The 24,757-nt window shown below is 61.3% G+C and carries 20 protein-coding genes; 5 read left to right on the top strand and 15 right to left on the bottom strand.

Annotated elements, in window-relative coordinates; all coding sequences use genetic code 11:
- Window positions 1-29: 29 nt before the first annotated feature.
- A complete protein-coding gene (locus msub_RS16455; RefSeq protein ID WP_227506828.1) occupies window positions 30-1,211 on the bottom strand; it encodes a GGDEF domain-containing protein in 1,182 nt (393 codons plus the stop codon).
- 234 nt (window positions 1,212-1,445) lie between these two features.
- Between msub_RS16455 and ybaK the strand changes: the two genes are divergently transcribed.
- The gene (gene ybaK, locus msub_RS16450; RefSeq protein ID WP_048497245.1) at window positions 1,446-1,916 is read left to right on the top strand and encodes a Cys-tRNA(Pro) deacylase; all 471 of its coding nucleotides are present in this window, start codon (window positions 1,446-1,448) and stop codon (window positions 1,914-1,916) included.
- Window positions 1,917-2,051: 135 nt separating this feature from the next.
- Here ybaK and msub_RS16445 read toward each other — a convergent pair whose 3' ends face one another.
- The 9 genes from msub_RS16445 to msub_RS16405 all read right to left on the bottom strand — a co-directional run bounded on the left by msub_RS16445 (window position 2,052) and on the right by msub_RS16405 (window position 15,273).
- Window positions 2,052-4,292 (bottom strand): NADP-dependent isocitrate dehydrogenase, encoded by a 2,241-nt coding sequence (locus tag msub_RS16445; protein WP_048497244.1) that lies wholly within the window; start codon window positions 4,290-4,292, stop codon window positions 2,052-2,054.
- A gap of 389 nt (window positions 4,293-4,681) precedes the next feature.
- Window positions 4,682-6,670, bottom strand: coding sequence for an acetoacetate--CoA ligase (locus tag msub_RS16440; RefSeq protein ID WP_048497243.1), 1,989 nt, complete (start codon window positions 6,668-6,670; stop codon window positions 4,682-4,684).
- A gap of 16 nt (window positions 6,671-6,686) precedes the next feature.
- Entirely contained in the window at window positions 6,687-7,466 is a 780-nt protein-coding gene (locus tag msub_RS16435) for a 3-hydroxybutyrate dehydrogenase (RefSeq protein ID WP_048497242.1), read from the bottom strand.
- Window positions 7,467-7,479: 13 nt separating this feature from the next.
- On the bottom strand, window positions 7,480-8,844 hold the full coding sequence (locus tag msub_RS16430; RefSeq protein ID WP_048497241.1) for a TRAP transporter large permease: 1,365 nt from the start codon (window positions 8,842-8,844) through the stop codon (window positions 7,480-7,482).
- Window positions 8,844-9,482: a TRAP transporter small permease subunit gene (locus msub_RS16425; RefSeq protein ID WP_048497240.1), complete on the bottom strand. Its 639-nt coding sequence runs from the start codon at window positions 9,480-9,482 to the stop codon at window positions 8,844-8,846. The genes msub_RS16430 and msub_RS16425 overlap by 1 nt, the downstream gene beginning before the upstream one ends.
- 115 nt (window positions 9,483-9,597) lie before the next feature.
- Window positions 9,598-10,650, bottom strand: coding sequence for a TRAP transporter substrate-binding protein (locus msub_RS16420; RefSeq protein ID WP_048497239.1), 1,053 nt, complete (start codon window positions 10,648-10,650; stop codon window positions 9,598-9,600).
- Between the two features lie 327 nt (window positions 10,651-10,977).
- Window positions 10,978-12,390, bottom strand: a complete 1,413-nt coding sequence (locus msub_RS16415; protein ID WP_048497985.1) for a sigma-54-dependent Fis family transcriptional regulator — start codon at window positions 12,388-12,390, stop codon at window positions 10,978-10,980.
- Window positions 12,391-12,535: 145 nt separating this feature from the next.
- Entirely contained in the window at window positions 12,536-14,635 is a 2,100-nt protein-coding gene (locus msub_RS16410; RefSeq protein WP_048497238.1) for a 3-hydroxybutyrate oligomer hydrolase family protein, read from the bottom strand.
- Window positions 14,636-14,910: 275 nt separating this feature from the next.
- Window positions 14,911-15,273 carry a DUF6164 family protein gene (locus tag msub_RS16405; RefSeq protein ID WP_048497237.1) on the bottom strand — a complete coding sequence of 121 codons (363 nt, stop codon included), beginning with the start codon at window positions 15,271-15,273 and terminating at the stop codon, window positions 14,911-14,913.
- 87 nt (window positions 15,274-15,360) lie between these two features.
- Between msub_RS16405 and msub_RS16400 the strand changes: the two genes are divergently transcribed.
- From msub_RS16400 to msub_RS16385, 4 genes are read left to right on the top strand one after another with little or no spacing between them, the layout of a single operon-like run.
- Window positions 15,361-16,776 (top strand): DUF2868 domain-containing protein, encoded by a 1,416-nt coding sequence (locus msub_RS16400; RefSeq protein WP_048497236.1) that lies wholly within the window; start codon window positions 15,361-15,363, stop codon window positions 16,774-16,776.
- Window positions 16,773-18,203 (top strand): GTPase/DUF3482 domain-containing protein, encoded by a 1,431-nt coding sequence (locus msub_RS16395; RefSeq protein ID WP_048497235.1) that lies wholly within the window; start codon window positions 16,773-16,775, stop codon window positions 18,201-18,203. The genes msub_RS16400 and msub_RS16395 overlap by 4 nt, the downstream gene beginning before the upstream one ends.
- 50 nt (window positions 18,204-18,253) lie before the next feature.
- Window positions 18,254-18,649 (top strand): ectoine synthase, encoded by a 396-nt coding sequence (locus msub_RS16390; protein ID WP_048497234.1) that lies wholly within the window; start codon window positions 18,254-18,256, stop codon window positions 18,647-18,649.
- Between the two features lie 11 nt (window positions 18,650-18,660).
- Window positions 18,661-19,863 (top strand): MFS transporter, encoded by a 1,203-nt coding sequence (locus tag msub_RS16385; protein ID WP_048497233.1) that lies wholly within the window; start codon window positions 18,661-18,663, stop codon window positions 19,861-19,863.
- 129 nt (window positions 19,864-19,992) lie between these two features.
- Here the strand turns inward: msub_RS16385 and msub_RS16380 are convergent, their stop codons facing one another.
- The 5 genes from msub_RS16380 to msub_RS16360 all read right to left on the bottom strand — a co-directional run bounded on the left by msub_RS16380 (window position 19,993) and on the right by msub_RS16360 (window position 24,710).
- Window positions 19,993-21,168 carry a type III PLP-dependent enzyme gene (locus msub_RS16380; protein WP_048497232.1) on the bottom strand — a complete coding sequence of 392 codons (1,176 nt, stop codon included), beginning with the start codon at window positions 21,166-21,168 and terminating at the stop codon, window positions 19,993-19,995.
- A 140-nt stretch (window positions 21,169-21,308) separates the two neighbouring features.
- Window positions 21,309-21,689, bottom strand: a complete 381-nt coding sequence (locus msub_RS16375) for an EF-hand domain-containing protein (protein ID WP_048497231.1) — start codon at window positions 21,687-21,689, stop codon at window positions 21,309-21,311.
- A 73-nt stretch (window positions 21,690-21,762) separates the two neighbouring features.
- Window positions 21,763-23,154 carry a sensor histidine kinase gene (locus msub_RS16370; protein ID WP_048497230.1) on the bottom strand — a complete coding sequence of 464 codons (1,392 nt, stop codon included), beginning with the start codon at window positions 23,152-23,154 and terminating at the stop codon, window positions 21,763-21,765.
- The gene (locus tag msub_RS16365; protein WP_048497229.1) at window positions 23,148-23,816 is read right to left on the bottom strand and encodes a response regulator; all 669 of its coding nucleotides are present in this window, start codon (window positions 23,814-23,816) and stop codon (window positions 23,148-23,150) included. The genes msub_RS16370 and msub_RS16365 overlap by 7 nt, the downstream gene beginning before the upstream one ends.
- A 75-nt stretch (window positions 23,817-23,891) precedes the next feature.
- Window positions 23,892-24,710 carry an ATP-grasp domain-containing protein gene (locus tag msub_RS16360; protein ID WP_048497228.1) on the bottom strand — a complete coding sequence of 273 codons (819 nt, stop codon included), beginning with the start codon at window positions 24,708-24,710 and terminating at the stop codon, window positions 23,892-23,894.
- Between the last annotated feature and the right edge of the window lie 47 nt (window positions 24,711-24,757).

The following is a 24,757-nucleotide window of genomic DNA, read 5'->3' as shown; positions in this document are numbered from 1 at the left end:
CGGCGTCAACGCTTCCACCTGGCCGAATCTCAGGAATCATTATCTACCTGATGGCGTAGGTGCGCCATGGCCACACAATTGCGACCCCGATCCTTGGCCAGGTACATGGCTTTGTCCGCGGCGGCACAAAGGGTCGCCGCGGTCTGCCCGTGCTCGGGATAAACCGCGATGCCCACGCTGATGGTCAGGGGCGCGCTTCGGCCATCGCCCAGCGGCTGGGGCGCCTCCGCCACCTTGCGGCGCAAACGCTCGGCGGTATCCCTGGCTTCCTCCAGATCCATTTCCGGCAAGACGATGACAAATTCCTCGCCGCCGAACCGGCCGATGGAGTCCACACTGCGGACGCTTTCCAGCAGCAGACGGCTGATGGCGCGAAGGACCGAATCACCGGCGGCGTGTCCGTAAGTGTCATTGACGTCCTTGAAGTGGTCGAAATCGATCCAGAGCACGGCCATTGGCCGCTGATAACGCTGGGCCCGCTCCAGTTCGTCATCCAGGACTTTCGACATTTCCCGGCGGTTAAGGAGCCCGGTCAGCGGGTCCCGGGTCGCCATTTCCTCAAGCTCGGATTCCAATCGCTTGCGGTCGGAGATGTCCAGCACAATCCCTTCAAGCACAACCGTGCCATCGTCTTCCTCGACGCCCCGGCCACGCTCCCAGACCCAGATGCGCCGGCCGTCCTTGCGGGTCAGGCTGTATTCCACCGAGAACGACTCGTTGTTGGCCAGTGCTGCCTTCACTTCGCAGTAAACCCGTTCGTTGTCTTCCTCGTCCATCAGGCTGGCATAGCTGGCCACCCGGTTTTCAATCAGTTCCTCCGGGGCATAGCCGGTCAGCCGGGCGCAACCCTGGGACACAAACAGCATGGTCCATTGCGGGTCGCAACGGCACCGGTATGCCATACCCGGCAGGTTGTCCATCAGTACCTGTAGCTGGCGCTCCCGCATGCGCAGGGACTGGCGCTGACTGCGCTGGAGCTTGAGCAGGGCGCGGTCCTTGATAAGCTGGCGAGCCAGCACGACTAACAGCACCAACCCGGTAGTGAGTACAAACCCGAAGCCCTTCCAGGTCTGAACCAGGGACAGGGTTCGCGGGTCCGGAAACCAGGCCTCGGCAAGGGTATCGGAAAAGGCAATCCAGGCGAAGCCGGCGATCAGGTACACCAGCGCCACCCAGCAGGCCCGCCGCAATGGTGTCTGATTGTCGCTCACAACACGCCTTCCCGGATCGTCCGCCCGCAAAGGCTCCATGGGCAAATCGCGATTACTATCTGAATTATCATGATGTTCAAAAAATAGTCATAAGCGGACGGTAAGTCGAGGGTCAATTGTCATACCCGGTAAAATCGGCAAAATTCGCGCTTGCCCGGGGTACAGGGCGGCAGTTGTTGCGCTGCCGGTTACCTGCTTTAATTTGCCGATGCTGTTACATCGGAGGAGTTGAACATGACGCCCGGCATCAATGCGGTGCGCAAGGCCAGGCTGGTCCACACCATCCACGAGTATGCCCATGACCCGGCCAGTGAGAGCTATGGCACCGAAGCGGCCGAGAAAATGTCGGTCGGGTCCGAGCGTATCTTCAAGACGCTGGTGGTCGCTCTTGACGAAAAGGAGCTGGTCGTCGCCGTGATTCCGGTAATGTCCATGCTGAGCATGAAGCTGGTTGCCAGGGCAGCCAGCGGCAAGAAGGCCGCCATGGCCGAGAAACTGGCGGTCCAGCGCAGTACCGGCTACGTGCTGGGAGGCGTCAGCCCTCTGGGCCAGAAACGAAAGCTCAGAACCTTCATTGATGACTCCGCCCGGAACTTCGACACCATGTTCGTCAGCGGTGGCCGTCGCGGGCTGGAAATCGAGCTGGCACCCGGGGATCTGGCCCGGTTGACCGACGGGACCTTTGCTCCGCTGCGCCAGGATTAAAGCGCGGCCAGTCCGCCAATCTCCGGCTTAGCCTCGCTCACGCCGGCCCCGGACAAAAAAAGCCGGACAGCCCCAGCGGACTCTCCGGCTTTTTTCAGGCCTCCGGGAGTGGAGCCCGAATGCCCTGGCAGAGGATCACTTCACCGATGCACGGGCATCCGCCAGGATCTTGTTAAGCGTTGCGCTCGGCTGCATCACCTCGCAAACCTTTTCCATCGGCGGATGGTAGTACCCACCGATGTCGGCAGGATGGCCCTGCACCACGGTCATTTCCTCCAGGATCTTGTCCTTGTTCTCTTCCAGCTGTTTCGACAACTTGGTAAAGAACTCCTTGAGCTCCTTGTCGCTTTCCTGCTTGGACAGTTCTTCCGCCCAGTAACGGGCCAGGTGGAAGTGTGAACCGCGGTTATCCAGCTCGCCGGTCACACGGGACGGTGACTGGTTGTTCTCCAAGAGGCGCTCGGTGGCCTTGTCCAGGGTCTGGCCGAGCAGGCGGGCACGATCGTTGTGGTGCTTCTCACCCAACTCATCCAGGGACACGGCGGTTGCCAGGAACTCACCCAGGGAATCCCAGCGCAGGTGATTTTCCTGAATCAGCTGCTGCACGTGCTTGGGCGCGGAACCGCCAGCGCCGGTCTCGTACAGACCACCGCCATTGAGCAGCGGCACGATGGACAGCATCTTGGCACTGGTGCCCAGCTCGAGGATCGGGAACAGGTCGGTGAGGTAGTCACGCAGCACGTTGCCGGTCACCGAGATGGTGTCCAGGCCGCGGATCAGCCGCTCCATGGTCCAGCGAATCGCGCGAACCGGTGACATGATGCGGATGTCGAGACCCTCGGTGTCATGATCCTTCAGGTAGGTGTTTACCTTGTTGATCAACTGGGCATCGTGGGCACGCTCGTCGTCCAGCCAGAACACCGCCGGCATGCCGGTGGCACGGGCACGGCTGACCGCCAGCTTGACCCAGTCACGGATTGGCAGATCCTTGGTCTGGCACGCGCGCCAGATGTCGCCTTTCTCGACGTTATGCTCGGTCAGCACGGTGCCGTCTTCGGCAACAACGCGCACAATACCGTCTTCCTTGATTTCGAAGGTCTTGTCGTGGGAGCCGTACTCTTCCGCTTTCTGGGCCATCAGTCCAACGTTGGGCACGGTGCCCATGGTGGTCGGATCGAAGGCGCCGTGGGTCTTACAGAAGTTGATCACTTCCTGGTAGATGGTGGCGTAGGTGGACTCCGGCATCACCGCCTTGGTGTCCTTCAGCTTGTTGTCCCGGGCCCACATCTTGCCGGAGTTACGGATCATCGCCGGCATGGAGGCGTCGACGATCACATCGCTGGGTACGTGGAGGTTGGTAATGCCCTTGACCGAATCCACCATGGCGATTTCCGGACGGTGCTCGTAGCAGGCGTGCAGGTCTTCCTGAATCTGCTCCTGCTTGGATTCCGGCAACTGCTTGATCTTCTCGATGACGCTGGACAGACCGTTGTTCGGGTTCACGCCGATTTCGTCGAACAGCTCGCCGTACTTGTCGAACAGGTCCTTGTAGAAAACCTTCACCGCGTGACCGAATACGATCGGGTGGGAGATTTTCATCATGGTGGCTTTCACGTGCAGGGAGAACATAACGCCGGTGTTCTCGCAGTCAGCGATTGCGTCTTCGAAGAACTTCACCAGCGCCTTCTTGCTCATGAACATGCCGTCCAGCACTTCGCCTTCGAGCAACGGCAGCTCTTTAAGGACGGTCTGCTTACCTTTCTTGTTCTCAAACACGATGTTGGCGTTGATCGCTTTGTCCAGGGTGACGGACTGCTCGCTGGAATAGAAGTCACCGCCGCGCATGTGTGCCACGTGGGTGCGTGAAGCCGGGCTCCACTCACCCATGGAATGGGGGTATTTGCGGGCAAAGGCTTTAACCGCGGCCGGAGCGCGACGGTCGGAGTTGCCTTCACGGAGTACCGGGTTGACAGCACTGCCCAGAACCTTGGCGTAGCGGGACTGGATTTCTTTCTCTTCGTCGTTCTCAGGGTTTTCCTTGTATTCCGGAACCTTGTAACCCTGCTCGTTCAGCTCCTTGATGGCAGCCCGCAGCTGCGGAATGGAGGCTGAGATGTTCGGCAGCTTGATAATGTTGGCATCGGGGTCTTTGGTGTATTCACCCAGTTCCGCCAGGGCATCCGGAACCCGCTGATCTTCTTCCAGGTAGTCCGGGAAGTTCGCCAGAATACGCGCCGCGAGGGAGATGTCGCTGGTCTCGAATTCAATACCAGCCGGCTTGGCATAGGTTTCCAGGATGGGAAGAAGTGACCGTGTTGCGAGGGCTGGTGCCTCATCGGTCAGTGTGTAGACAATCTTGGCTTTGGATGATGTCATTTTCGTCCTCAGGCTAATGGGTGGGTTCAGGACGGTCATGGCGGGGTCAGGCGTCTTTTGAACGTCCGACCTGAGCAATGACTGATTGGGAACTTTTGATAGGCCTACTAAGATACCATTTTTTCGTAATTTTTGGTTACGATCTTAGTATAAGAACGGACTAAAAATGCCGGATCTTGCGTTACAGGACGATGAAATGTCGGGAATTTACGAAATTTTCTAACATTCTGATTTTGCTGAGCTGGGAGTATCGCGCTGGTGTGGCTGGCGTATTGAGACCGAATATTGTCAACAATACGCACTACCAGAATGGTAAATCGGATCAGGTCAGGACAGTAGGTCGGATTAGCCAAAGGCGTAATCCGACAACCACATCGGCTTTCCACACGTCACTCGGACAACAACCCAACCGCAGCCAGCCGCTCCCGGATATGGTCCAACGCCTCGGGATTCCCAAGGGCATCCCGGTTGTCCGCCTTTTTCGAGCCGTTGATCAGACGGGCCACGGCCAATTCAACCTTCTTGCCGCTGCGGGTGTACGGGATGTCGTTCACCTGCACGATGTGCCTGGGCACGTGGCGGGGGCTGGCGCCTTCGCGGATGCGCGACTTGAGCTGTTTCTGCAACTCGCCGGTGATGTCCTGGCCGTCGGCCGGAACCACCAGCAGGACCACTTCTACGTCGCCGTCGATCTGGCGACCGACCACCAGGCTGTCTTTGACTTCGGCCACGGTTTCGACCTGGCGGTAGATTTCCGCGGTACCGATTCTGACGCCGCCCGGGTTGAGCGTTGCGTCGGAGCGGCCGTAGATGATGGCGCCGCCGTGTTCGGTGAACTCGATGAAGTCGCCATGAGCCCAGACACCGGGGAAGGTGCTGAAATAGGCGTCGCGGTAGCGTTCGCCGTTGGGGTCATCCCAGAAGCACACGGGCATGGACGGCAGGGGCTGGCGGCAGACCAGTTCACCGCGGCCTTCGCTGACCGGCTGGCCGTCGTCGCCGTAGGCCACGGCATCCACACCCAGGAAGCGGCACTGGATTTCGCCACGGCGGACCGGCAGCAGCGGGGTGGCACCCACAAAGCAGCCGCAGATGTCGGTACCGCCGGCGATGGAGCCAAGCAAGGCGTTGGGGGCGCCGTCAGAGTATACCCAGTCGTAGTCTTCCGGCAGCAGCGGTGAGCCGGTGGAGAACACCACCCGCAGTTTGCTCTGGTCCAGAGTTTTGGCGGGCTGCAGTTCGCCCTTGCGGCAGCCGGCGATGAATCGCGCGCTGGTACCGAAGTGAGTCACGTTTTCCTTGGCCACGGTGTCCCAGAGGAAGTTGAGGCTAGGGTAACCCGGGGAGCCGTCAACGGTGATCACGGCAGCGCCGGTGAGCAGGGCCGAGGCCTGCCAGTTCCACATCATCCAGCCGCAGGTGGTGAAGTACAGGAAGCGGTCTCCCGGGCCGACATCGCCATGCAGCATCAGTTCCTTGGCATGGTTGACCAACAGGCCGGCGTTGCCATGAACGATGCACTTGGGTTTGCCGGTGGTGCCGGAGGAGTACAGGATGTAGACCGGATGATCCGGCGGCAGTGGCGTGAAGGATGGAGCCTGGCCCTGCCCGGACGCCAGGGCATCCTCCCAGGTGGTCACCAGGTCGCCGGCAATCGGCGCCTCGTCCGGCAGCTGCTGGACACTGACCACAGCCTTGAGGCTGGGCAGTCCGGCAATGAGTTCGGCGAAGTCCGTCTGGCGGGCGAACACCTTGCCGCCATATCCGTAACCGTTCACGACGATCAGCGCTGAAGGCTCGATCTGGCCAAAGCGGTCGAGGATCGCCCCAATGCCGAAATCTGGCGACGCAGAACTCCAGATGGCACCGAGGCTGGTCGCCGCGAGCATACCGGCCAGGGCTTCGTAGCCGTTGGTCACCACGCCGGCAACACGGTCGCCTTTCTGGATGCCTTTGCTGCGAAGGAAGGCCTCCAGGGCCCCGGCATCGGCTTTCAGTTCAGCGTAGGTCCTGCGCAGGACCGGGCGGGTTTCGCAGTAGGCCACCACCGCTTCATGATCGGCATGCTCGCCGTCGGCCAGCCGCAGCAGGTTGGCGGCGAAGTTCAGCTTCATGCCCGGGAACCACTCGGCGCCCGGCATGTCGCGCTTGCCCAGCACCTTGTCAGCCGGGGTGTCACACACCAGGCCGCAGTAGTCCCAGACTTTCTGCCAGAAGGTCTCCAGATCGCCAATCGACCACTTGTGCAGAGCATGGTAGCCGGCAAAGGGACCATAGCCCTGCTGCTCCAGCCAGGCCTTGAACCGGCCCATACGGGAATGAGTCAGGGTGTCTTCCGAGGGAGACCAGACTACCGGGGATTGTTCTGTGTTGCTCATCCGTCTCTCCTGTTCCTTACTGCATATGCCAGCCATGGCTGACCACGATGGATTGGCCGGTCAGCGCGGCCGATGGGAAGGCCGCCAGATGCACCGCCAGTTCAGACACATCTTCCAACGTTGTGAATTGGCCGTCCACCGTGTTTTTGAGCATCACCTTGCTGATGACCTCTTCCTCGGAAATGCCCAGTTCCTTTGCCTGCTCGGGGATCTGTTTGTCCACCAGCGGCGTGCGGACAAACCCCGGGCAGATGATGTTACTGCGCACCCCGTATTCCGCTCCTTCCTTGGCAACGGCGCGGCAAAGGCCAAGCATGCCGTGTTTGGCCGCCACGTAGGGGGACTTCAGGGGCGAGGCTTCGACAGAATGCACCGAGCCCATGTAAAGCATGGTGCCACCGCCGTTGGCGTACATCTGCCGGAGCGCGGCGCGGGTCACCAGGAAGGCGCCATCCAGGTGCACGTTGATGACTTTGCGCCAGTCGGAGAACGCCAGCTTATGCACCGGATCAATGTGCTGGATGCCGGCGTTGGCGATGGCGATATCCAGACCACCCCAGTTTTCCACAACGGCGGCAACGCCATCATCCACCGCCTGTTCATCGGTGACATCCATGGCCAGGGCCATGGCGGTGCCGCCAGCGGCTTCAATGGCCATTACGGTGTCGCGGGCGCTGTCGAGGGTCAGGTCTGCCACAGCGACTTTGGCGCCTTCGCGGCCGTATGCTTCTGCGATGGCCCGGCCGATGCCCCGGCCGGCACCGGTAATCAGTGCAATGCGGTTTTCAAGACGCATGGTGACTTTCTCCTTAATCGTATGCCACGGCGGGCAACCAGGTAGCTATCTCCGGCACCAGGAAGACGATGACCAGTGCGGCCAGCTGAATGAGAATGAACGGGAACACACCCCGGTAGATATCGGTTACCTTGATCTCCGGCGGCGCCACACCCTTGATGTAGAAGAGCGCAAAGCCGACCGGCGGCGTCAGGAACGAGGTCTGCAGGCACATGGCAAACAGGATGGTGAACCAGACCAGGTCGAAACCCAGTTGCTGCACCACCGGTGCCACCAGCGGCAGGATGATCAGGGTAATCTCGACCCAGTCCAGGAAGAAGCCCAGCAGGAAAACGGCAAACAGGATGGTCAGCACCACACCGTAGGGGCCGAACGGCAGCCCCAGAAGCGCGTCCTCGATTACCCGGTCACCGCCCAGTCCGCGCAACACCACGGAGAAGGCTGTAGCGCCCAGGAAAATGGCAAAGATGAACGCGGCGGTGCGGGTTGTCTGCTGCATGGAGGAATTGAGCACCTTCAGATTCAGGCGCCCCGCCATAAGGGCCAGGAGCAGCGCTCCGAGAGCGCCAACGCCGGACGCTTCAGTGGGCGTTGCCACGCCGGCAAAGATGGAGCCCAGCACCCCGAGTATCAGCGCCGCTGTGGGCAGTACCGCCTTGGCCACTTCCCAGACAATGGCCCAGGAGACTTTCTCGGTGCCTGCAGGCACCGGGGCAATGCTCGGCTGCAATAGCGGACGGATGAGGGCATAGGCAACGTACATGGCACCCAGCAGGATGCCCGGCAGGAACGCCCCCATGAACAGATCGCCGACCGAGGCCTCCGGGACAGCCAGGCGGTCTGCCATCAACACCAGCATGATCGAGGGCGGTATCAGGATGCCAAGGGTGCCGGTGGCACAGGCCGTGCCCACCGCAAAGCCCTTGTCGTATTTGTTCTCCATCATCACCGGCAAGGACAGCATGCCCAGCAAGACCACCGACGCGCCGATAATGCCGGTGGTTGCAGCCAGCAAGACACCAATCACGATCACCGTCACGGCGAAGCCACCGCGAACCGCACCAAACAGTTTCACCATGCTGTTCATCAGGCGTTCAGCCACACCCGACTGGTCCAGCATAATGCCCATGAAGATGAACATGGGGAGCGCCACCAGAGTCTCGCTGTTGACGATACCCCAGATGCGCTCGGGCACGAGACCCATGGAGGAGGGATAATCAAACCAGAGGTTGGCACCAAAATTCTCGACCGCCATGACACCGATTGCAGTCCAGATTACCGCGGTGCCACCCAGCACCCAGGCAACAGGGTAACCGGTCATCAACAATGCCCCGAAGGTCAGGAACATTCCGATCACAAACAGGGTTTCAAGTTCCATCAGGACGCATCCTCTTTCTTGTTATTACCGGACTCGACCCGTATCGGCTTCGGAAAGCCGAATAGCAGTGCGGTGACTTTCAGCAGGCGGGACAGTGCCGCCACGATCAACAAAGCGAACGCCAGTGCCACAATGCTCTTGAGCACCCAGCGATGCGGCAGCCCCGCCGGCGCCTGACTGGTTTCGCCCTGCTGCCAGGAGGCGTAGGCGTACGGAATCATCTCGTGGACGGCCAGAACGAGGAACGGCAATAGCAGGAAAAGCAGGCCAAACAGCTCAATCCAGGCCTGGCTTCTCAGGGATAGACGTTCATGGAGCACATCCACTCGCACGTGGTCATCCACCACCAGCGTGTAGGCCAGCCCCAAGAGCCAGCCCGTGCCGGCCAGGTGCCACTGGACCTCTTCCAGGGTGACGGACCCCTCGCCAAAAACGTAACGGCCAACCACGGCCCAGATAATGACCCCTGTCACCACGATCCAGAGCCAGGAGGCGGCTTTGCCAATCGCGGAAATCACACGGTCGACCCACTGGCTGAGCCAGGTGGTCGGCAGTTCTGTATGTTTATGAAGATATTTGTCGGCGTCAGACACCGACGTTTGCTCGTTATGCAGCGAGTCTTTACCAGACACCGTCATACAACAGTTCCTCGCTCAAAAAGCCGATGGTGAAACAAGGATGGCCCCGCAGGGCCACCCAGACTAGGTCAGAGAACACCGGGAGTGCCCCGGTGCTCGGGATCGGCCCCGGACCTTAGAGGTCCGTGGGAACGTAGGCGCGGGTATCCCATACCTTGTAGGTTTCCATGAACTCGTTCTGGCTTTCATAGACGCGTTTGAAATCGGCATCCTTGGCGGCTTCTTCTTTCAGCACTTCCTCGGTGACCGCTTTCAGCTTTTTCAGAACATCACGGGGAATCTGGTCAGCCTGGACACCCTTGTCCTGGAACTCGGCCAGGACCTTGCCATTCTTGTATTCACCCTCGGCCAGAGCCAGCGTTGTTGCAGCAGTACAGGAGGCCTTGACCAGCGCTTTCTGCGCTTCCGTGGTTTTGTCCCACTGATCCTGGTTGATCAGCATGTACTGAGCGGTGAACTGCTGGTGCCAGCCCGGGAACAGGTTGTACTTGACCACCTGGTTGAACCCCAGAATCTGGTCGATGGCGGGCATGGAGAATTCGGTGGCATCGATGGTGCCTTTTTCCAGTGCCTGGTACAGCTCACCACCGGGCATCATGGTGACGGACGCACCCAGTTTTTCCAGGACCTTGCCACCCAGGCCGGCAAAGCGAATCTTCAGGCCCTCATAGTCTTTCAGAGTTTTGATGGGTTTCGCATACCAGCCGGCTGTTTCAGGCCCGATAATACCGCACAGCTGGGCGTGCACATCGAAGCCCTTGTTGGCATAGACTTCCTGCAGCATCTCATGGCCGCCACCGTAGTAATACCAGGCCGTGTAGGCCCAAGGCTTCATACCAAAGGGAACCGCCGCAAACAGGGGAATCGCAGGTACCTTACCCTGGTCGTAACCAATCCAGGTATAGCCTGCCTCAACCTTGCCATCGGAAACCGCCTGCAGAATGTCGAACGGCGGAACCAGTTTGCCCGGCTCATAGACCCGAACCTGGATGCTGCCGTCGGAGGCGGTGGTAAGATTTTCAGCAACCCAGGCGGCGGGCGAACCCAGGCCCGGAAGGTTGGTGGCGAAGGCTACGGGCATTTTCCAGCGCAAGTCATCTGCAAACGCGGTACCCGTGGTAAGAACGATCGCACCGGCGACACCGGTGAGCGCCTTGAGAAGTTTCATTGGCAAGTCTCCTAGCTTTGTTATTTTGGCTGGCCTGGCGGCTGGCAACCTGAAAGGCCGGGTCTGAAGGTAATCAGACAACGCAGGAACAGACGGACAGGTTAATATCGGGGGTCCAACGGTTGGCGCCAGTCTTGTTCTCTGAGTTGTTCTGACGTCCTGCAACCCGGTAATAGCAGGCACTATGCCAAAAGAATCTTTCTTTTATATTTCAATATGTTATGTATTTTGTGGCATCTGAAGCCAAGCCAGAATGTCCGGAATCACGGACATACCTAGACCAGGGTCGTAGGTAATTGTACGGACATCCGGACAAGTGTCTGGATTTCAGGACATTCTTGCGAGTTTTTCGTAGAGGACGGATCGGGAGATGCCCAGCAGCTTTGCCGCACGGGTACGATTGCCCCGGCTGACCACCAGCGCTTCTTCAATGGCCTGGGACTCGGCCTCGGCCAGGGTCTGGGCCAATGGCCGAACCGGTTGCGGCATAAGCGATGAAGCAGGGCGGCCGCCATTGCGGGGGAGCACCTTGAAGATGGCATCGGCGTCCAGCAGGCCACCTTCTTCACCCATCGTCAGGGCCCGCTCCAGAACATTGCGCAACTCCCGGATGTTGCCGGGCCAGTCGTAACTGCCAAGCGCTGATACGCCGGCGTCGGTGATTTCCCCGCGCAGCTCCAGCCCCTCGCAGACATCTTCCAGCAGCGCCTCGCAAAGTACCCCCAGATCGGCAAGCCGGTCCCGCAGTGGCGGAATCGGAATTTCCAGCACGTTCAGACGGTAATACAGATCAGACCGGAAAACCCCGTCGGCCATCATCAGCTCCAGATTCCGGCTGGTGGCGGCGATCACCCGGACATTCACCGGCACCACCTTGTTGGACCCCAGTGGTTCAATTTCCCCTTCCTGCAGGGCTCGCAGCAGCTTGGCCTGCAGCGGCAGGGGCATGTCGCCCACTTCATCGAGGAACAGGGTGCCGCCGTTGGCCAGCTGGAACTTGCCTTCCCGGTTACGGCGGTCGGCACCGGTGTAGGCGCCCGGCGCCACACCGAAGAACTCCGCTTCCAGCAGGTTATCCGGAATGGCGGCCACATTGACCCCGACAAAGGGTTTGTCCGCACGTGGGGAGATCGCATGAATCGCCTGGGCCAGAACTTCCTTGCCGGTACCGGTTTCGCCCAGCAATAACACCGGCATGTCTCGCCCCGCCGCCAGACGGGCACGGCGTTTTACTTCCAGTGCCGCCGGGCTGGCGCCGACAAAATCGCCCAGGCTGTACCGGGTTCCCCGTGCCTTTTTTGCCAGGGCCTTGCGGGCTGCCGCCAGATCCTGATGTAACCGCCGGTATTTGGAGACCAGTGGCGTCAGGGGCTGCAGGTCGTCGTACAAGACAAAGGCAACGGCGCCAACAATCTGCCCTTCGTCGTCAAAGAAAGGCAGCCTCGTCACAACCAGTTGTTGCTGATTGTGCTCCATGATATCCAGCAAGAGTGGCTTGCCGGTTTCAACGACCTCCGGCATCCGGGTCTGGGGAATGACCTGGCGCACCGGTTTGCCGATGACCCGGGACGGGTCCCCGAGGCCCAACAGGTGGGAGTAGCTGCTGTTGATCCAGGTAATCCGCGCCTCCCGGTCAACAGCGATGGCACCGGCACTGGCTTCCTCGAACATCGGGAACAGGGCTTCAATAAGGTCCCGGGTCAGCCCGCTCTTGTTCTCGTCTGTAAACAGCTCTGTCATGTGCCGTGCACCAACGGGTCGAGTATCGTTCATGGTGAAACCCCTGGCATCCTGCAACCCGGATGCCGTCACGGAAGTATATGGGGCCCCCGGGGCGGGGGCAAACCAGGGGGCCGACCCGGAACCGGGCCGGCCAGGCTTGCCGTTACTCCGGGATGCGGAGCTGGTTGTCGGTAAACACAATCCGGTTCCCGGCGTCGGGCGAGGGATCAATGGCCGGCAGGTTAGCAGCCGTCAGCGGATTTGTGATCGCGCCCCGCGGCACAGTCCGCACCACCTGGCTCGGCGGCAGGGGCTGTTTGTCGGTCAGATGCGCCCAGACCAGGTCCAGCGCCTGGAAATAGTAATGGTGCAGGGGCACATAGCGGCCGGCGATACCCGGGAAGCCGTTAAGCACATCGAGATGGTGGGCGTTGAGGACTTCGTAGTATCTCAGATTGCTGTTTTTGCCTTCAACACGCTGGTTCAGGGCAAAATAAGGCCGGGACGTGTGGTTGATAGGCAGAATGGCATCAGACCGGCCAGCGACAAAGATCGCCGGCTTGCCCTGAAGATCGCCGGTGGCGCGTACTCTGGCAATACCATCAGCAATGGCGGAGGCCAGTTCGGCGTCGGGGCCCTCAAGGGCCGTGCCGGTTACAGTGTCTCGACCGGTGGCCAGGCTGCGCAGGCACAATAGGGCATCCAGACCATAATCCTGCTGGCTGGAACTGGGGGAAGCGCTGGCTGCCAGATTGGTAGGCTGGCCCTCGGCATTGTCGTAAACAATATTCACGCCGGCGGTTGGCGGAATACCGTTACTGACAGAAAACAGGGCTGCCTCTGCCGCAGCCGCCAGCTGGGTAACAGCCCCGGCGGTATCGGTCGCGGCCAGGCTAAGCTCACAGACCCGGTCTTCCACACCGGCCCGGCCATAAGCGTTGGCGTAGGTCATGGAGATGCTCTGGGCCACGGCCAGCCCGAAGTGCACCGGCGCCAGCAGGTTCTGCTCGGGCTGGATATCGAACTCCTCGTTCAGAATGCGCAGGGCATCGGCGGCACGGTCGTCAAGAGTTGCGCCGGATACCAGCCCCTTGTTGGCCAGGGAGTTACAGATATTCTCGCCGATCGCAGGGGGATTGAACACCGCATTGAGCGGAGCAGACTCGCGGATTGCCGGTGCCTGATTGGCACAGCCCTGATAGACGGCGAGAGCTGTGGTGTAATCCAGCAGGCTCCGGCTGTGCTCGCTGATCACCGGGCCGTCGCCCTGAACGATGGTAAAGCTCCGGTCCACTTCGGGGTTCACATTGGGTTCGGATACGGCAACCCCGTCAATCAATCCCAGAGTGTCCAGTTCAGCGGCACGCACGGACGCCCCACCGCCGTTGGACACACTGGAAGCAATCACCAGCGTGTTTTTCGGATTAATGGTCTGAAGAGTCTTTCCATTACCCAGGTCACGGCCGAATTTTTCATTCAGCACGTAGAAACCGAACTCGATGGACTGCAGTACATGGTGGCCCCAGTCGGCTTCAGGATTGGCTTTGGAGTGGGCATGTTTCCAGGCGAAACGATCCGGCCAACGACTGTCGAATGCGGCCCGTTCCCCGTCGGTCAGGTCCGCCCGGAACTGAACCGCCTCGTCGGTTGAACTCAGCGTGCCATCAATACGTTGTGCGGTGTTGGTGGCCAGGTTGTGCGCGCCAGTTCCTGTGCCCTTGTCGGTATACACAACGGCACAGCCTTTTTTCAGGCCCCACTCCCCGGCCGTGCCAATGGCGCCGTATATGCCACGGGAGCCAGACGACGGGGCGGTGACCATGCAGGGGCTCTTCGGATCAAAGCTGTCCGGCACCTGGGCCATGACCGTGACCGGGACATCGCTACCGGGCACGGTCATAAAGGCAATGAATTCGTCGCCGGGAATCAGGCCTTCGCCGCCACTGCCCACCTGCGGACCGAAGAAAGCGCCGTAACCGCCCCCTGCAGACGTATCCACCAGCGCCCGGTAATTGTTGTAAATGGCCAGGCGCCTCAGTTCGGCCGGTGTCGGATTCAGGGGGTCCGCAAACGCGGGGGCGGGTGTGCTGGCAAGGCCGGTAGCGCCCAGACCAGCCGTCAGCAGGTCATCGGTAATGCCATCGTAGCTGGTGTGCTGAATCTCACCCTGTACGAAGTCGGGAATTTCATTGAAGGGGGCTTTGCAGCCAGTCAGCGTAAGCCCCGAGGCGCCGATCAGGGCGCAGAGCATCATTCGTTTCATGGTCGTTCCTTGTTTGTTGTTGTTGACGAATGGGCCAGACCCGAGCCAGGCCCCCGTGCACGCCATGCGGATCCTGTGCCAATCACCCAGAACATTGATTTCAAATAGATAATTCAAGAATGCTGGAAACACTCGCGACATGAATCCGGATATCCGGACACTGCAAAGAGAGAAAGGATGGAATCAGCCCTGCAAACAGGCGGCCGGGAGGCGTTGTCCGGGCATCCGGACAGCGTATGGATTATCGGACAATCCGGTAAAGAACCCGGGCTTGCTCAGCCAATATGGACAAACGGCAGCAGGCTCAGGCCCATAATCACCACAATGGCCAGGCAGGCCGCCAGAGTCCGGACCGGATAGCGCCGGAACATGAACCAGACGCCGCCCGCCTCGCCCCGGGCCAGATTTTCCTGGTAGGTCCGCCGCTGGGTTTCCTGGCGCTCCCGGTGGTAGGCCTCGAGCAGCACCCGGGCCCGCTCCGCTTCATCGTCATCATGCACCCAGAAGCCACCCATGCTGATCCCCCACCGGCTTGGCGGCGTCTCGTAATAAGCCACCTCGTGGGCTTCCAGCAGGGCCCGGATTTCGTCGGCTTCGTCATCCGGCACATGGCGCAGGTTCATCAGGTGATGGGGCATGGGGACTCGTTGTCTGGTATCGGGTGCGGGAATCCCTATATCCTAGCATCAAAGCACGATTCGCCGAATCCACCACCGGGACACTGAATGACCGATAGCCCTCTCCGACTGCTGCTGGCTTTTGATGCCCAGGCCCGACGGGACACGTCCCAGCCGCCGGCGTTCCTGCACCGACGGGACCGCAAGTTTGCGCTGGTCTGCGAGCAGCAGGGGGTAACCCCGGAGGCAAACCGCTGGCTGGCACACCTGAACCGGCTGAGCGGGCCCGGGACAAAACCCTCTGCGGCGAACCAACCCCTGAGGTTCTGGCGCCGGGTCAGTACCGGCTTTGCGGCGGTGGGTATGGTTGCCGGCGTGTTCGCCATGGTCGGGCTGCTGTTCTACGACGGCGGCCAGCGCATCAACATCACCGTCCTGCTGGCCTTCGTCCTGCTGCAGTTGCTGCTGGCACTGCTTACCGCTGTGCAGTCCCTCGCCGGCTGGCAGCCCTGGCGCTGGCTTCTCCGGCGGTTCCAGGGCACGCCGACCCAGGGGGTGATCAACCGGCTCCAACCGGTGCTGATGGCCAGGTCGGCTCATCTCGGCGGCCTGTGCTTTGCCATCTCGGGCCTGGTCACGCTGCTGGTCATGGTGGTGGTACAGGATCTGGCCTTCGGCTGGAGCACCACCCTGGAGACCGCAGCGGCCAACTATCACCGGCTGGTCCAGATCATCGCAGCGCCCTGGGCCTGGCTGTGGTCGGCGGCGGCGCCGGATCTGACCCTGATCGAAGCCACCCGTTTCTTCCGGGCCGGAACCGGAAATACCAGCCCGGATCCGGCCCGGTGGGGGCAGTGGTGGCCCTTTGTCACGATGCTGTGGCTAACCTGGGTACTGCTGCCGCGCTTGCTGCTGTGGGTTCTCACCTCAATGCTGCTCCGGCACCGGGCCCGGCGACTGCTCTCCCATCACCCCGCGATGCGGGCCCTGCTGTACCGTATGGAAACGCCCGCCCTGGATACCGGGAATGCCCATAACGACGCCGCCGACCTGCCAGACACCGGCCTTCGCAATAACCTGCTGCCAATGCCGGACAGCGATATTCTGCTGTGCTGGGCCGGCGCCGGGGAACCGGAACTGCCGGACACCCTGAGTTCCGGCAAGCAACTGGTGCTCCGGGCCGGGGGCCGGGCCAGCCTTGCCGACGATGAACAGGTTCTGAGTCAGATCGGAACGCATTGCCACGGGGCCGACAGCAAAGCCGTGATCCTGCTGACCCGGTGCTGGGAGCCGCCTACCGGCGAGCTCCAGGATTTCCTGGAATCCGCCCGGGACGTCTGGCCCGACGGCACCCGGGTAGCGCTTGTGCCGCTGGCCGCCGACAGCACACGCGAGCCGGACGCCCACCAGGTTCAGCCCTGGCTCCGGTTCGCCGAGCGGCTCGGCAACGACTTCGTCCGGGTCTCGCTGCCACCGCTCCAGCCACAGCCAAATCCCTACACCACCAGCGGGGAACCCTCATGACCCAGGCACCTACGTTCGCCGTGGTGGGGCATCCGAACAAGGGTAAATCCAGTGTGGTGGCCACCCTGTCCCAGAACGACGCCATTGCCATTGCCCTGGAACCCGGCACCACCCGCAAACGCCAGGCCTACCCGCTGACCGTGGACGGCCGGACCCTGTACACCCTGGTGGACACCCCCGGGTTCCAGCGCCCGCGCCGTGTCCTGCAATGGCTGGAGGCCCACAGTGTGTCCGCCTCGGACCATGTCGACACCGTCAGTGCCTTTGTCACCCAACACCGGGACGACGGCCGATTCACCGATGAGTGCGAGCTGCTGGCCCCCTTGCTGGACGGCGCCGGCATTATCTACGTGGTGGATGGCTCCGTGCCCTACAGTGCCGAGCACGAAGCGGAAATGACCATCCTGCGCTGGACCGGCCGCCCCAGCCTTGCCCTGATCAACAGCATCGGCGCGGACGACTACAGCGATACCTGGCAGACTGCGCTGGGCCAGTTCTTCCAGGTTGTTCGCCGGTTCGACGCCGTTCGGGCCCCGTTCGAGCAACATCTCAGCCTGTTACGGGCATTCGGACAACTGGAACCGGACTGGGAAGCGCCGCTGGAGCAGGCCACCCAATACCTGTCCGGTCAGCGGCAACAGCGCCGCCGGCAGGCCGCCTCGCTGGTTGCCAGGGCCCTGGATGACATGATGTCGTTCCAGGAAAAGCGCACCCTGACCGCCGGCCAGGCCGCCGAAACCAGCGACGGCTCACTCGCCGACCAGCTCCGCCAGCGCTGGTACCGCCACCAGCGCCAGCGGGAACAGACCCTGCGGGTGGAGATCGAGCACCTGTACCAGCACCAACGCATCCGCCGCCAGGAAGCCGAACTGGAATGGCACAGCGAGCACGACCTGTTCTCCGAGGACAGCCGCCGGGCGTGGGCCGTCAGCAAACGCTATCTGGCCACCGCCGGTTTCGGGGCCGGAGCGGTGAGTGGCGCCGGCATCGACGCCCTGACCCTCGGCTCCTCCCTGGGCACCGGCGCGCTGGTCGGCGGCCTGATCGGCGCCGCCGGCAGTTACCTCTACGGCGACCGGCTTGCCCTGCCTGCTCTGAACATCGGCGTGCTGCGGGACGGATTGAAGACAGCCACCTTCGGACCTGTACAGGACAGCCAGTTCGGCTATGTTGTATTAGGGCGTGCCATTGATCACTGGTGGCATATCAGCCACCGGAACCACGCCGGCCGGGACCTGCTGGAGCTGGAACCGGCCGATCATCACTGGCTGGAAAGTCTTGATAAAGGTAGCCGCAAGGACATCCAGCAGGCCTTCGACAAGTGCCGTAAACGGCGCCCCCTGGATTTGCGCCAGAGGGAAAAATTCACCGACGCCATAGAGCAGTGCATGGCAGTCTACGACGATTGGCGGTTGAACCGGACCTGAAAGGGATGTTTATACTAAAAGGCTATTCCATCACAAAATGAGGAATGCAGATGAAAATCGTACGAGTGCAGGACATCATTGGTACCGAACGGGAAGTGAGCGACAAGCAATGGAAAAGTCGCCGCTTGCTGCTGAAAAAGGACGGCATGGGCTTCTCGTTCCACGAGACCATCATCAAGGCCGGCTCAGAGCACACCTTCTGGTACAAGCACCACCTGGAAGCGGTCTACTGCGTCTCGGGTAACGGCCGGATCAAGGATCTCGCCACCGGCGAAGTCCACGAGATCACGGACGGCACGCTGTATGCCCTCGACAAGCACGACCGGCACACGCTGTACGGTGGAACCGAGGACATGCGCCTGATCTGCGCGTTCAACCCGCCGGTGACCGGCCAGGAAATCCACGACGAAGACGGCGCCTATCTGCCGGACACCAGCGAAGACTGATTCGCTGATCCGTGGCTGAACACCAGGCCACAACCGCACCGCCACCGCCAGCCAGGCTGCTGCCGGTGGCGGTGCTGCTTTGGCTGGCGGGCCTTTACCTGCGCATACCGATCCTGGTAGCCCCGCCCCTGGCCCCCTTTATCGGCGATGAGCTGGCGCTGACCCAGACCCTTACCGGGGCACTGACCACCCTGCCCATCCTGATGCTCGCCATCGGCTCCATGCCCGGCTCACTGGCCATTGCCCGCATCGGCCCCCGGAACACCCTGGCGATGGCCATGGTGATCATGGTGCTCGGCTCCGCCGGCCGCGGCCTGGCCCCGGATACCGTCACCCTGATGCTGGCCAGCGCCACGATGGGAATAGGCGTGGCCATGATGCAGCCGGCGCTCCCCGCCCTGCTGCCAAGATGGCTGGAACCCCACCACCTGGCCCTCGGCTCCGCGATTTACATGAACGGCATGCTGATGGGCGAATTCATCGGCGCCGGCATCACCCTGCCGATTCTCATGCCCCTCCTCGACAACAGTTGGCGCGCCACCCTGATGGTCTGGTCGCTCCCGGCCCTGCTGGTCGCCGCAGCCCTTTACCTGCCCAGGCGTGACCGGGAAAAGCCCGTGGGCAAAGTCTCCTGGCTGCCAGACTGGAGCAACCCGCTGACCCTCAGAATCGGCCTGCTACTAGGCCTGTCCGGCTCAATGTTCTTCGGCCTCAACGCCTACATGGGCAGCCTGCTGGAACAACAGGGCCAGTTCAACAAACTCGCCGACGCCCTGTTCTGGTTCAACATCGCCCAGGTCTTCGCCTCACTGACCATGCTGAAAATGGCCAAAGCCTGGGTCGGCCGCCGGTCGGTGATCATCATCACCGCCTCCCTGAGCATCCTGGGCACCCTCGGCGCCATCACCTTCACCGGTTGGTGGGCCATCGCCAGCGCCACCGTCATGAGCCTCAGCGCCGGCATCTTGCTGATCCTGCTGGTCGCCGTACCCCCGCTGGTGACCACCGCCCGGGAAACCGGCCGCCTGTCCGCCGGCACCTTCCTGGTCGGCTACACCCTGGCGTTCTCCGTTCCCATGCTGGGCGGTCTGATCGCCGACGCCACCGGCGACGCCCGCCACGCGATTCTCACGATCATCGGCTACAGCCTGCTGGTGCTGCCGCTGGCTTTCAAACTCGATCTGCAACGAAAAAAGGACCAACCCGAGAGCTGATCCTTTAGTGGCTGAAAACGGGGTCAGAAGAAAGCGTTCTTCTGACCCCATACTCCCGCAATGGCCGCAGGCCAAGCCTCCCCAAAACATCGCGGACGCCCCGCGGCCAGACTCCGAGCTAAAACCGGCTCAGATGTAGTAGTCCTTCAACGGAGGAAACCCGTTAAACTCAATGGCGCTGTAAGTCGTGGTATAAGCACCCGTAGACAGCCAGTACATCCGGTCTCCGATGGCCAGATTCAACGGCAGCGGGTACTTGTGGTGCTCATACATGATATCGGCGCTGTCACAGGTCGGCCCGGCAATCACGCAATCCTCGCCCTCGCCCACTTTCTCGGTCCAGATCGGAAACTTGATCGCCTCATCCAGCGTCTCGATCAGGCCTGAAAACTTGCCCACATCGGTAAACACCCAGCGGTGCAGGGCGGTACGGGATTTCCGGGAAATCAGCACCACCTCACTCACCAGCACCCCGGCGTTGGAAATCAGTGAGCGGCCGGGCTCGATAATGATCTCCGGCAGCTCGTCACCGAAATCCTCGTGCAGGAACCGGGCAACCTCCTCGGCGTACACTTTCAGGTCATTGGTACGGGTGATGTAGTTGGCCGGGAAACCACCGCCCATGTTGATCATCTTCAGCTCGATGCCGTCTTCTTCCTTCAGGCGCTCGAAAATCACCTTCACCTTGCTCAGGGCCGCATCCCAGGCGCCGATTTCCCGTTGCTGGGAACCCACATGGAAAGACACGCCGTAGGGCACCAGGCCCAGATCACGGGCCAGGATCAGCAGATCCATGGCCATGTCGGTCTGACAGCCGAACTTGCGGGACAGCGGCCAGTCCGCCGTCAGTGTGCCTTCGGTGAGAATACGCACATACACCTTCGAGCCCGGGGCTGCCTTGGCGATGTTGCGCAGATCCGCCTCGGAGTCCGTGGCGAACAGGCGCACACCCTTCTCGTAGAAAGTGCGGATATCCCTCGCCTTCTTGATGGTGTTGCCGTAGCTGATGCGGTCACCGCTGACGCCCAGGGCCAGAACCTTGTCCAGCTCATACACCGAGGCAATATCAAAGTTCGCACCCTTGTCGCGCAGCATAGTCAGGATCTGCGGGGCCGGGTTGGCTTTCACCGCGTAGTAGACTCTGGCGTAGGGGAAGCCATCCACCAACTCATCGTACTGGCGGTCGATCGTGGCGGTATCAATGACGACAAAAGGAGTTTCCCTGGTATCCGCGAATGACTTGATCCGCTTGAACGTCTCATCGTCGTAGTACTCAGCAATGTTGGCATTGGCTTCCTGGTTCATCGGGTGAAGCTCTCCTTATCAGTGGGATATCGGGCATAAAAAAGGGTAGCACAGCGAAACCGTGCTACCCCCGATTTGGCGCGATCATCGGGCTTTTTTTTACACCCGGATATGAGCATATCTACCCATAATGCGCACTATCAGACATCCCAGAAACCGGAATCCCACTCGTCTTCCTCAAGGATGTCGTCATCGTCGGTATCGGCCAGATCGAACAGGCCGTTATCGAACTCGTCTTCGCTCAGATAGCCGTCATCATTGAAGTCATAGGTATCGTAGGCGTACAGATCGAGATCGTAGTCCGAGAGGTAGGTGTCGTACTCGTCCTCGGTCACCCAGCCGTCGTCATCGGTATCGACCACATCAAAATAGCCGGATTCGAATTCCTGCAGTACCAGCTCGCCGCTGTTATCGGCGTCCAGTTGCTGCCAGTCGGCTTTCCATTCCCAATCCGCCGCGGCTGCGGTGCCGGCAAAACCGAAAGTGATCAGACTGATGGCAAAAAGAGTCTTACGGTTCATGGTCGTTCTCCTTTCAGCAAATTTCACTGGTCATCACCGGAATTGGCGATGACTGGGAGAGACCCTATACCGGTCACCTTACGGCAGTCTGAACAACACTCGGACCGTCTGCTGGCAGCCAGACCCGGATACAGGCACCCTGTTGCGGGCCGTCCACCAGCTCCACCGAGCCGCCATGGGCCTGGGCGATGGCCCGGACGATACCCAGGCCGAGCCCGCTTCCGGTCTTTCTCTGGTCCGGTTCACGATGGAAATTCTCGAACACCTCGGCCCGCTGCCCCTCCGGAATCCCGGGGCCCTGATCGGATACCCGCAACTCCAGACCACCATCGGAGGCGGCAATCTGCACCAGCACCCGGCCCCCGACGGGGGAATAACGTGCGGCGTTATCCAGCAGGTTGCCGATCAGCGAACCGATGAGCGTGGCATCGCCCTGCATCCGCAGGCGCTCGCCGGCCAGATCCAGCTCCGGTGTGAGGGACTTGGCCTGCATCAGGCTTTCCCGTTCGGTGAGGCATTTCTCGGCCAGCGCCGCCAGATCAATCTCGGACGCCTCCAGTTGAGGCTGAACTGGATCCACCCGCGCGAGAATCAGCAAATGGTCGACGATACGGTCCATGCCATCGATGGCGCCCGCCAGCTTCTTCAAAGACCGATCCTTGTCGGCCTGGCTGTCAGAGCGTAACGCGACCTGCACCTGGGATTTGAAACCGGCCAGCGGGGTTCGCAGTTCGTGCCCCATGGCCGAGGTGAAGGCACGATGGGAGGCCATGGCTTCCCGGACCCGCCGGATCAACCGGTTGATGGCCAGCACCGGCGCCTGCATTTCCCGGGGCACCCGTTTCAGATCAATGGCCAGGGGCTGCAGGCGATCCACCTCGGTCTCCGACAGCTTCACACTGAGTTCCCTGAGTGGCCGCAGGCCCTGCCAGATACCCAGGCAAACCAGGATGCCCAGTACCGGCAAGGCCACCAACAACGGTGTCACGAACGCCGAGGCCAGCTCCGAGCCCCGCTGCGCCACGGTCTCCAGAGGTACGGCAACCCGGACATATCGGCCGTTGGCCGGATCCCGCACCGTCAGCACCCGCCACGGGATACCATTGATGCGTGGCCGGGAATAACCGGCTTCCAGCTGCCCTGGCTGAGTTTCCGTCAAGGGGAACCGGCGGCTCCGTACCAGCACATCACCGGATTCCGACAGCAGCTCAAACTCGGGCAGTTCATCGGGCTTGCGCTCCGGGGTGCTGCCCGTGGCATCACCACCAGCCAAGCCCTGGTTCAGACCCATAAGCAGACTGAATGCGGCCTGGTTGAGCTGGTGATCCACATCCTTTGCCGCCGTATTGGCGGCGCTGGAGGACAGATAGAACCACAGCATCAGCCAGCCGGCAGACAACAGCAGCAACACCATAACAAGCAGGCGCAGGTGGATGCGCGGGGCGAACGCGGAAGGTTTTAACATGCCGGGGGCAGTGCGAAGCGATAACCCAGGCCACGAACCGTCTCGATCAGACCGTCGCCGAGTTTGCCCCGCAATCGATGGATGTGCACTTCCAGGCTGTTGCTCTCCGGGCCGTCCGACCAGCCGTACAGCCGTGATTCAAGATGGTCGCGGCTGACCGCATGGCCCGGCCGCTCAAGCAGGGCCTCAAGAATGGCGAATTCATGCCGGGACAGGCGCAGGGGTTCACCGTGGGCGGAAACACAACGGGTGGTGAAATCCAACATGACCGGCCCGCACTCAATACGGTTGCTGTCACGCCCGGAGGCCCGTCGCACCAGCGCACGGATGCGCGCCACCAGTTCTCCGATATCCACCGGCTTGACCAGGTAATCGTCGGCGCCATAGTCCAGCCCCTGTATCTTCTCATCGACACTGTCGAGTGCGGTAAGGATCAGGATGGGCACGGTGATGCCCTGATTGCGCCAGTTGACCAGGACATCAATACCGGACCGCCGGGGCAGCATCAGGTCCAGCACCACCACGTCGAACTGATCCGAATCCATGGCGGCCGCTGCCGACTGGCCGTCTTGCAGCCAGTCGACCCCATAGCCTTCCTGCATCAGCCCGCGGCACAGGCCATCACCCAGCAGCTCATCATCCTCAACCAGCAACACTCGCATGCGTCCTTCCCACTTGTCCGTACCGAGGACAATATACAGGATAGCGCAGTGCCGGGGCCAAGGGCGCCCGAGCAATCAGACCGCCACCGGCCAGAGTGGTGTCGGGTCTACCGGGCCATCCGGATCCCGGGGTTCGGACTGCCGGCGGAGGTAGGCCAGAATGGCGTCCTGCAGTTCGCCACCCCGGCCCAGACCCTGGTTGCCGAACAGCCGGTTGAATTCCAGCACGTAGGGGTAGCCTTCCACCAGGGCAATATCGAAACCCGCGTGATCCACGCCCAGCTCCCGGGCCAGCCGGAGTGCCAGATCCGTCATCACCGGCGGCACCGGGCTGGTATCAATGCGACCACCACGGGCCACATTGTTGTAGAACCCCTGGTCGGCCTGGGTGCGCCAGTAGGCCGTCAGCACCCGGTCGCCCACCACCACAACCCGGGCATCGCGGTCCAGGGGCAGGTACTCCTGGGCGTAGAGCACATCGGTGCGTTCACAATACCGGCGCCAGTCTTCACGGGTTTCGATCAGCCACACGCCTTCGCCCATGCTCGACTTTGGCAGCTTGGCGACAAACGGATGCGCCATGGTGTCCCAGATCATCTCCCGCTCCACCGGGCCATTGGCCTGGATCAGGGTCCAGGGTGTGTGCTCGGGGGCAACCGCCTGAAATGCACGGGTCATCTCGATCTTGTCGTGGCCGACCCGGTAACTGGCAATGCTGGGAAATACCCGGCATTTCAGGCCGTGAACCAGCGCATTCAACTGCCAGTATTCGGGAAACAGCACCCAGTCCGCTTCCCGCAGCAGTTCCTTGTGGCGCAGGAACTGGTCCGGTTTGAGCACGGTGGTATTAGGGAAGCCCAGGGTTCGGAAAATATCGAAGGAGACAAGGTGCATGGTACCTGCGGCACTCGGAATTGAATTGTGCGCATTTTATACAGAGC

The organism is Marinobacter subterrani, assembly GCF_001045555.1.
GTDB classification, from domain to species: domain Bacteria; phylum Pseudomonadota; class Gammaproteobacteria; order Pseudomonadales; family Oleiphilaceae; genus Marinobacter; species Marinobacter subterrani.
The sequence above is the reverse complement of the archived record's forward strand: the minus strand, read 5'-3'. Positions and strand labels throughout refer to the sequence as shown.

Bases quoted from the DNA above. Each gene is read 5' to 3' on its own strand.
- msub_RS16360 (WP_048497228.1), bottom strand. From the start codon at position 24,710: ATGCACCTTGTCTCCTTCGATATTTTCCGAACCCTGGGCTTCCCTAAT.
- msub_RS16370 (WP_048497230.1), bottom strand. From the start codon at position 23,154: ATGTTAAAACCTTCCGCGTTCGCCCCGCGCATCCACCTGCGCCTGCTT.
- msub_RS16365 (WP_048497229.1), bottom strand. From the start codon at position 23,816: ATGCGAGTGTTGCTGGTTGAGGATGATGAGCTGCTGGGTGATGGCCTG.
- msub_RS16380 (WP_048497232.1), bottom strand. From the start codon at position 21,168: ATGAACCAGGAAGCCAATGCCAACATTGCTGAGTACTACGACGATGAG.
- msub_RS16425 (WP_048497240.1), bottom strand. From the start codon at position 9,482: ATGACGGTGTCTGGTAAAGACTCGCTGCATAACGAGCAAACGTCGGTG.
- msub_RS16430 (WP_048497241.1), bottom strand. From the start codon at position 8,844: ATGGAACTTGAAACCCTGTTTGTGATCGGAATGTTCCTGACCTTCGGG.
- msub_RS16395 (WP_048497235.1), top strand. From the start codon at position 16,773: ATGACCCAGGCACCTACGTTCGCCGTGGTGGGGCATCCGAACAAGGGT.
- msub_RS16390 (WP_048497234.1), top strand. From the start codon at position 18,254: ATGAAAATCGTACGAGTGCAGGACATCATTGGTACCGAACGGGAAGTG.
- msub_RS16420 (WP_048497239.1), bottom strand. From the start codon at position 10,650: ATGAAACTTCTCAAGGCGCTCACCGGTGTCGCCGGTGCGATCGTTCTT.
- msub_RS16415 (WP_048497985.1), bottom strand. From the start codon at position 12,390: ATGACAGAGCTGTTTACAGACGAGAACAAGAGCGGGCTGACCCGGGAC.
- msub_RS16400 (WP_048497236.1), top strand. From the start codon at position 15,361: ATGACCGATAGCCCTCTCCGACTGCTGCTGGCTTTTGATGCCCAGGCC.
- msub_RS16405 (WP_048497237.1), bottom strand. From the start codon at position 15,273: ATGCCCCATCACCTGATGAACCTGCGCCATGTGCCGGATGACGAAGCC.
- ybaK (WP_048497245.1), top strand. From the start codon at position 1,446: ATGACGCCCGGCATCAATGCGGTGCGCAAGGCCAGGCTGGTCCACACC.
- msub_RS16410 (WP_048497238.1), bottom strand. From the start codon at position 14,635: ATGAAACGAATGATGCTCTGCGCCCTGATCGGCGCCTCGGGGCTTACG.
- msub_RS16445 (WP_048497244.1), bottom strand. From the start codon at position 4,292: ATGACATCATCCAAAGCCAAGATTGTCTACACACTGACCGATGAGGCA.
- msub_RS16435 (WP_048497242.1), bottom strand. From the start codon at position 7,466: ATGCGTCTTGAAAACCGCATTGCACTGATTACCGGTGCCGGCCGGGGC.
- msub_RS16440 (WP_048497243.1), bottom strand. From the start codon at position 6,670: ATGAGCAACACAGAACAATCCCCGGTAGTCTGGTCTCCCTCGGAAGAC.
- msub_RS16375 (WP_048497231.1), bottom strand. From the start codon at position 21,689: ATGAACCGTAAGACTCTTTTTGCCATCAGTCTGATCACTTTCGGTTTT.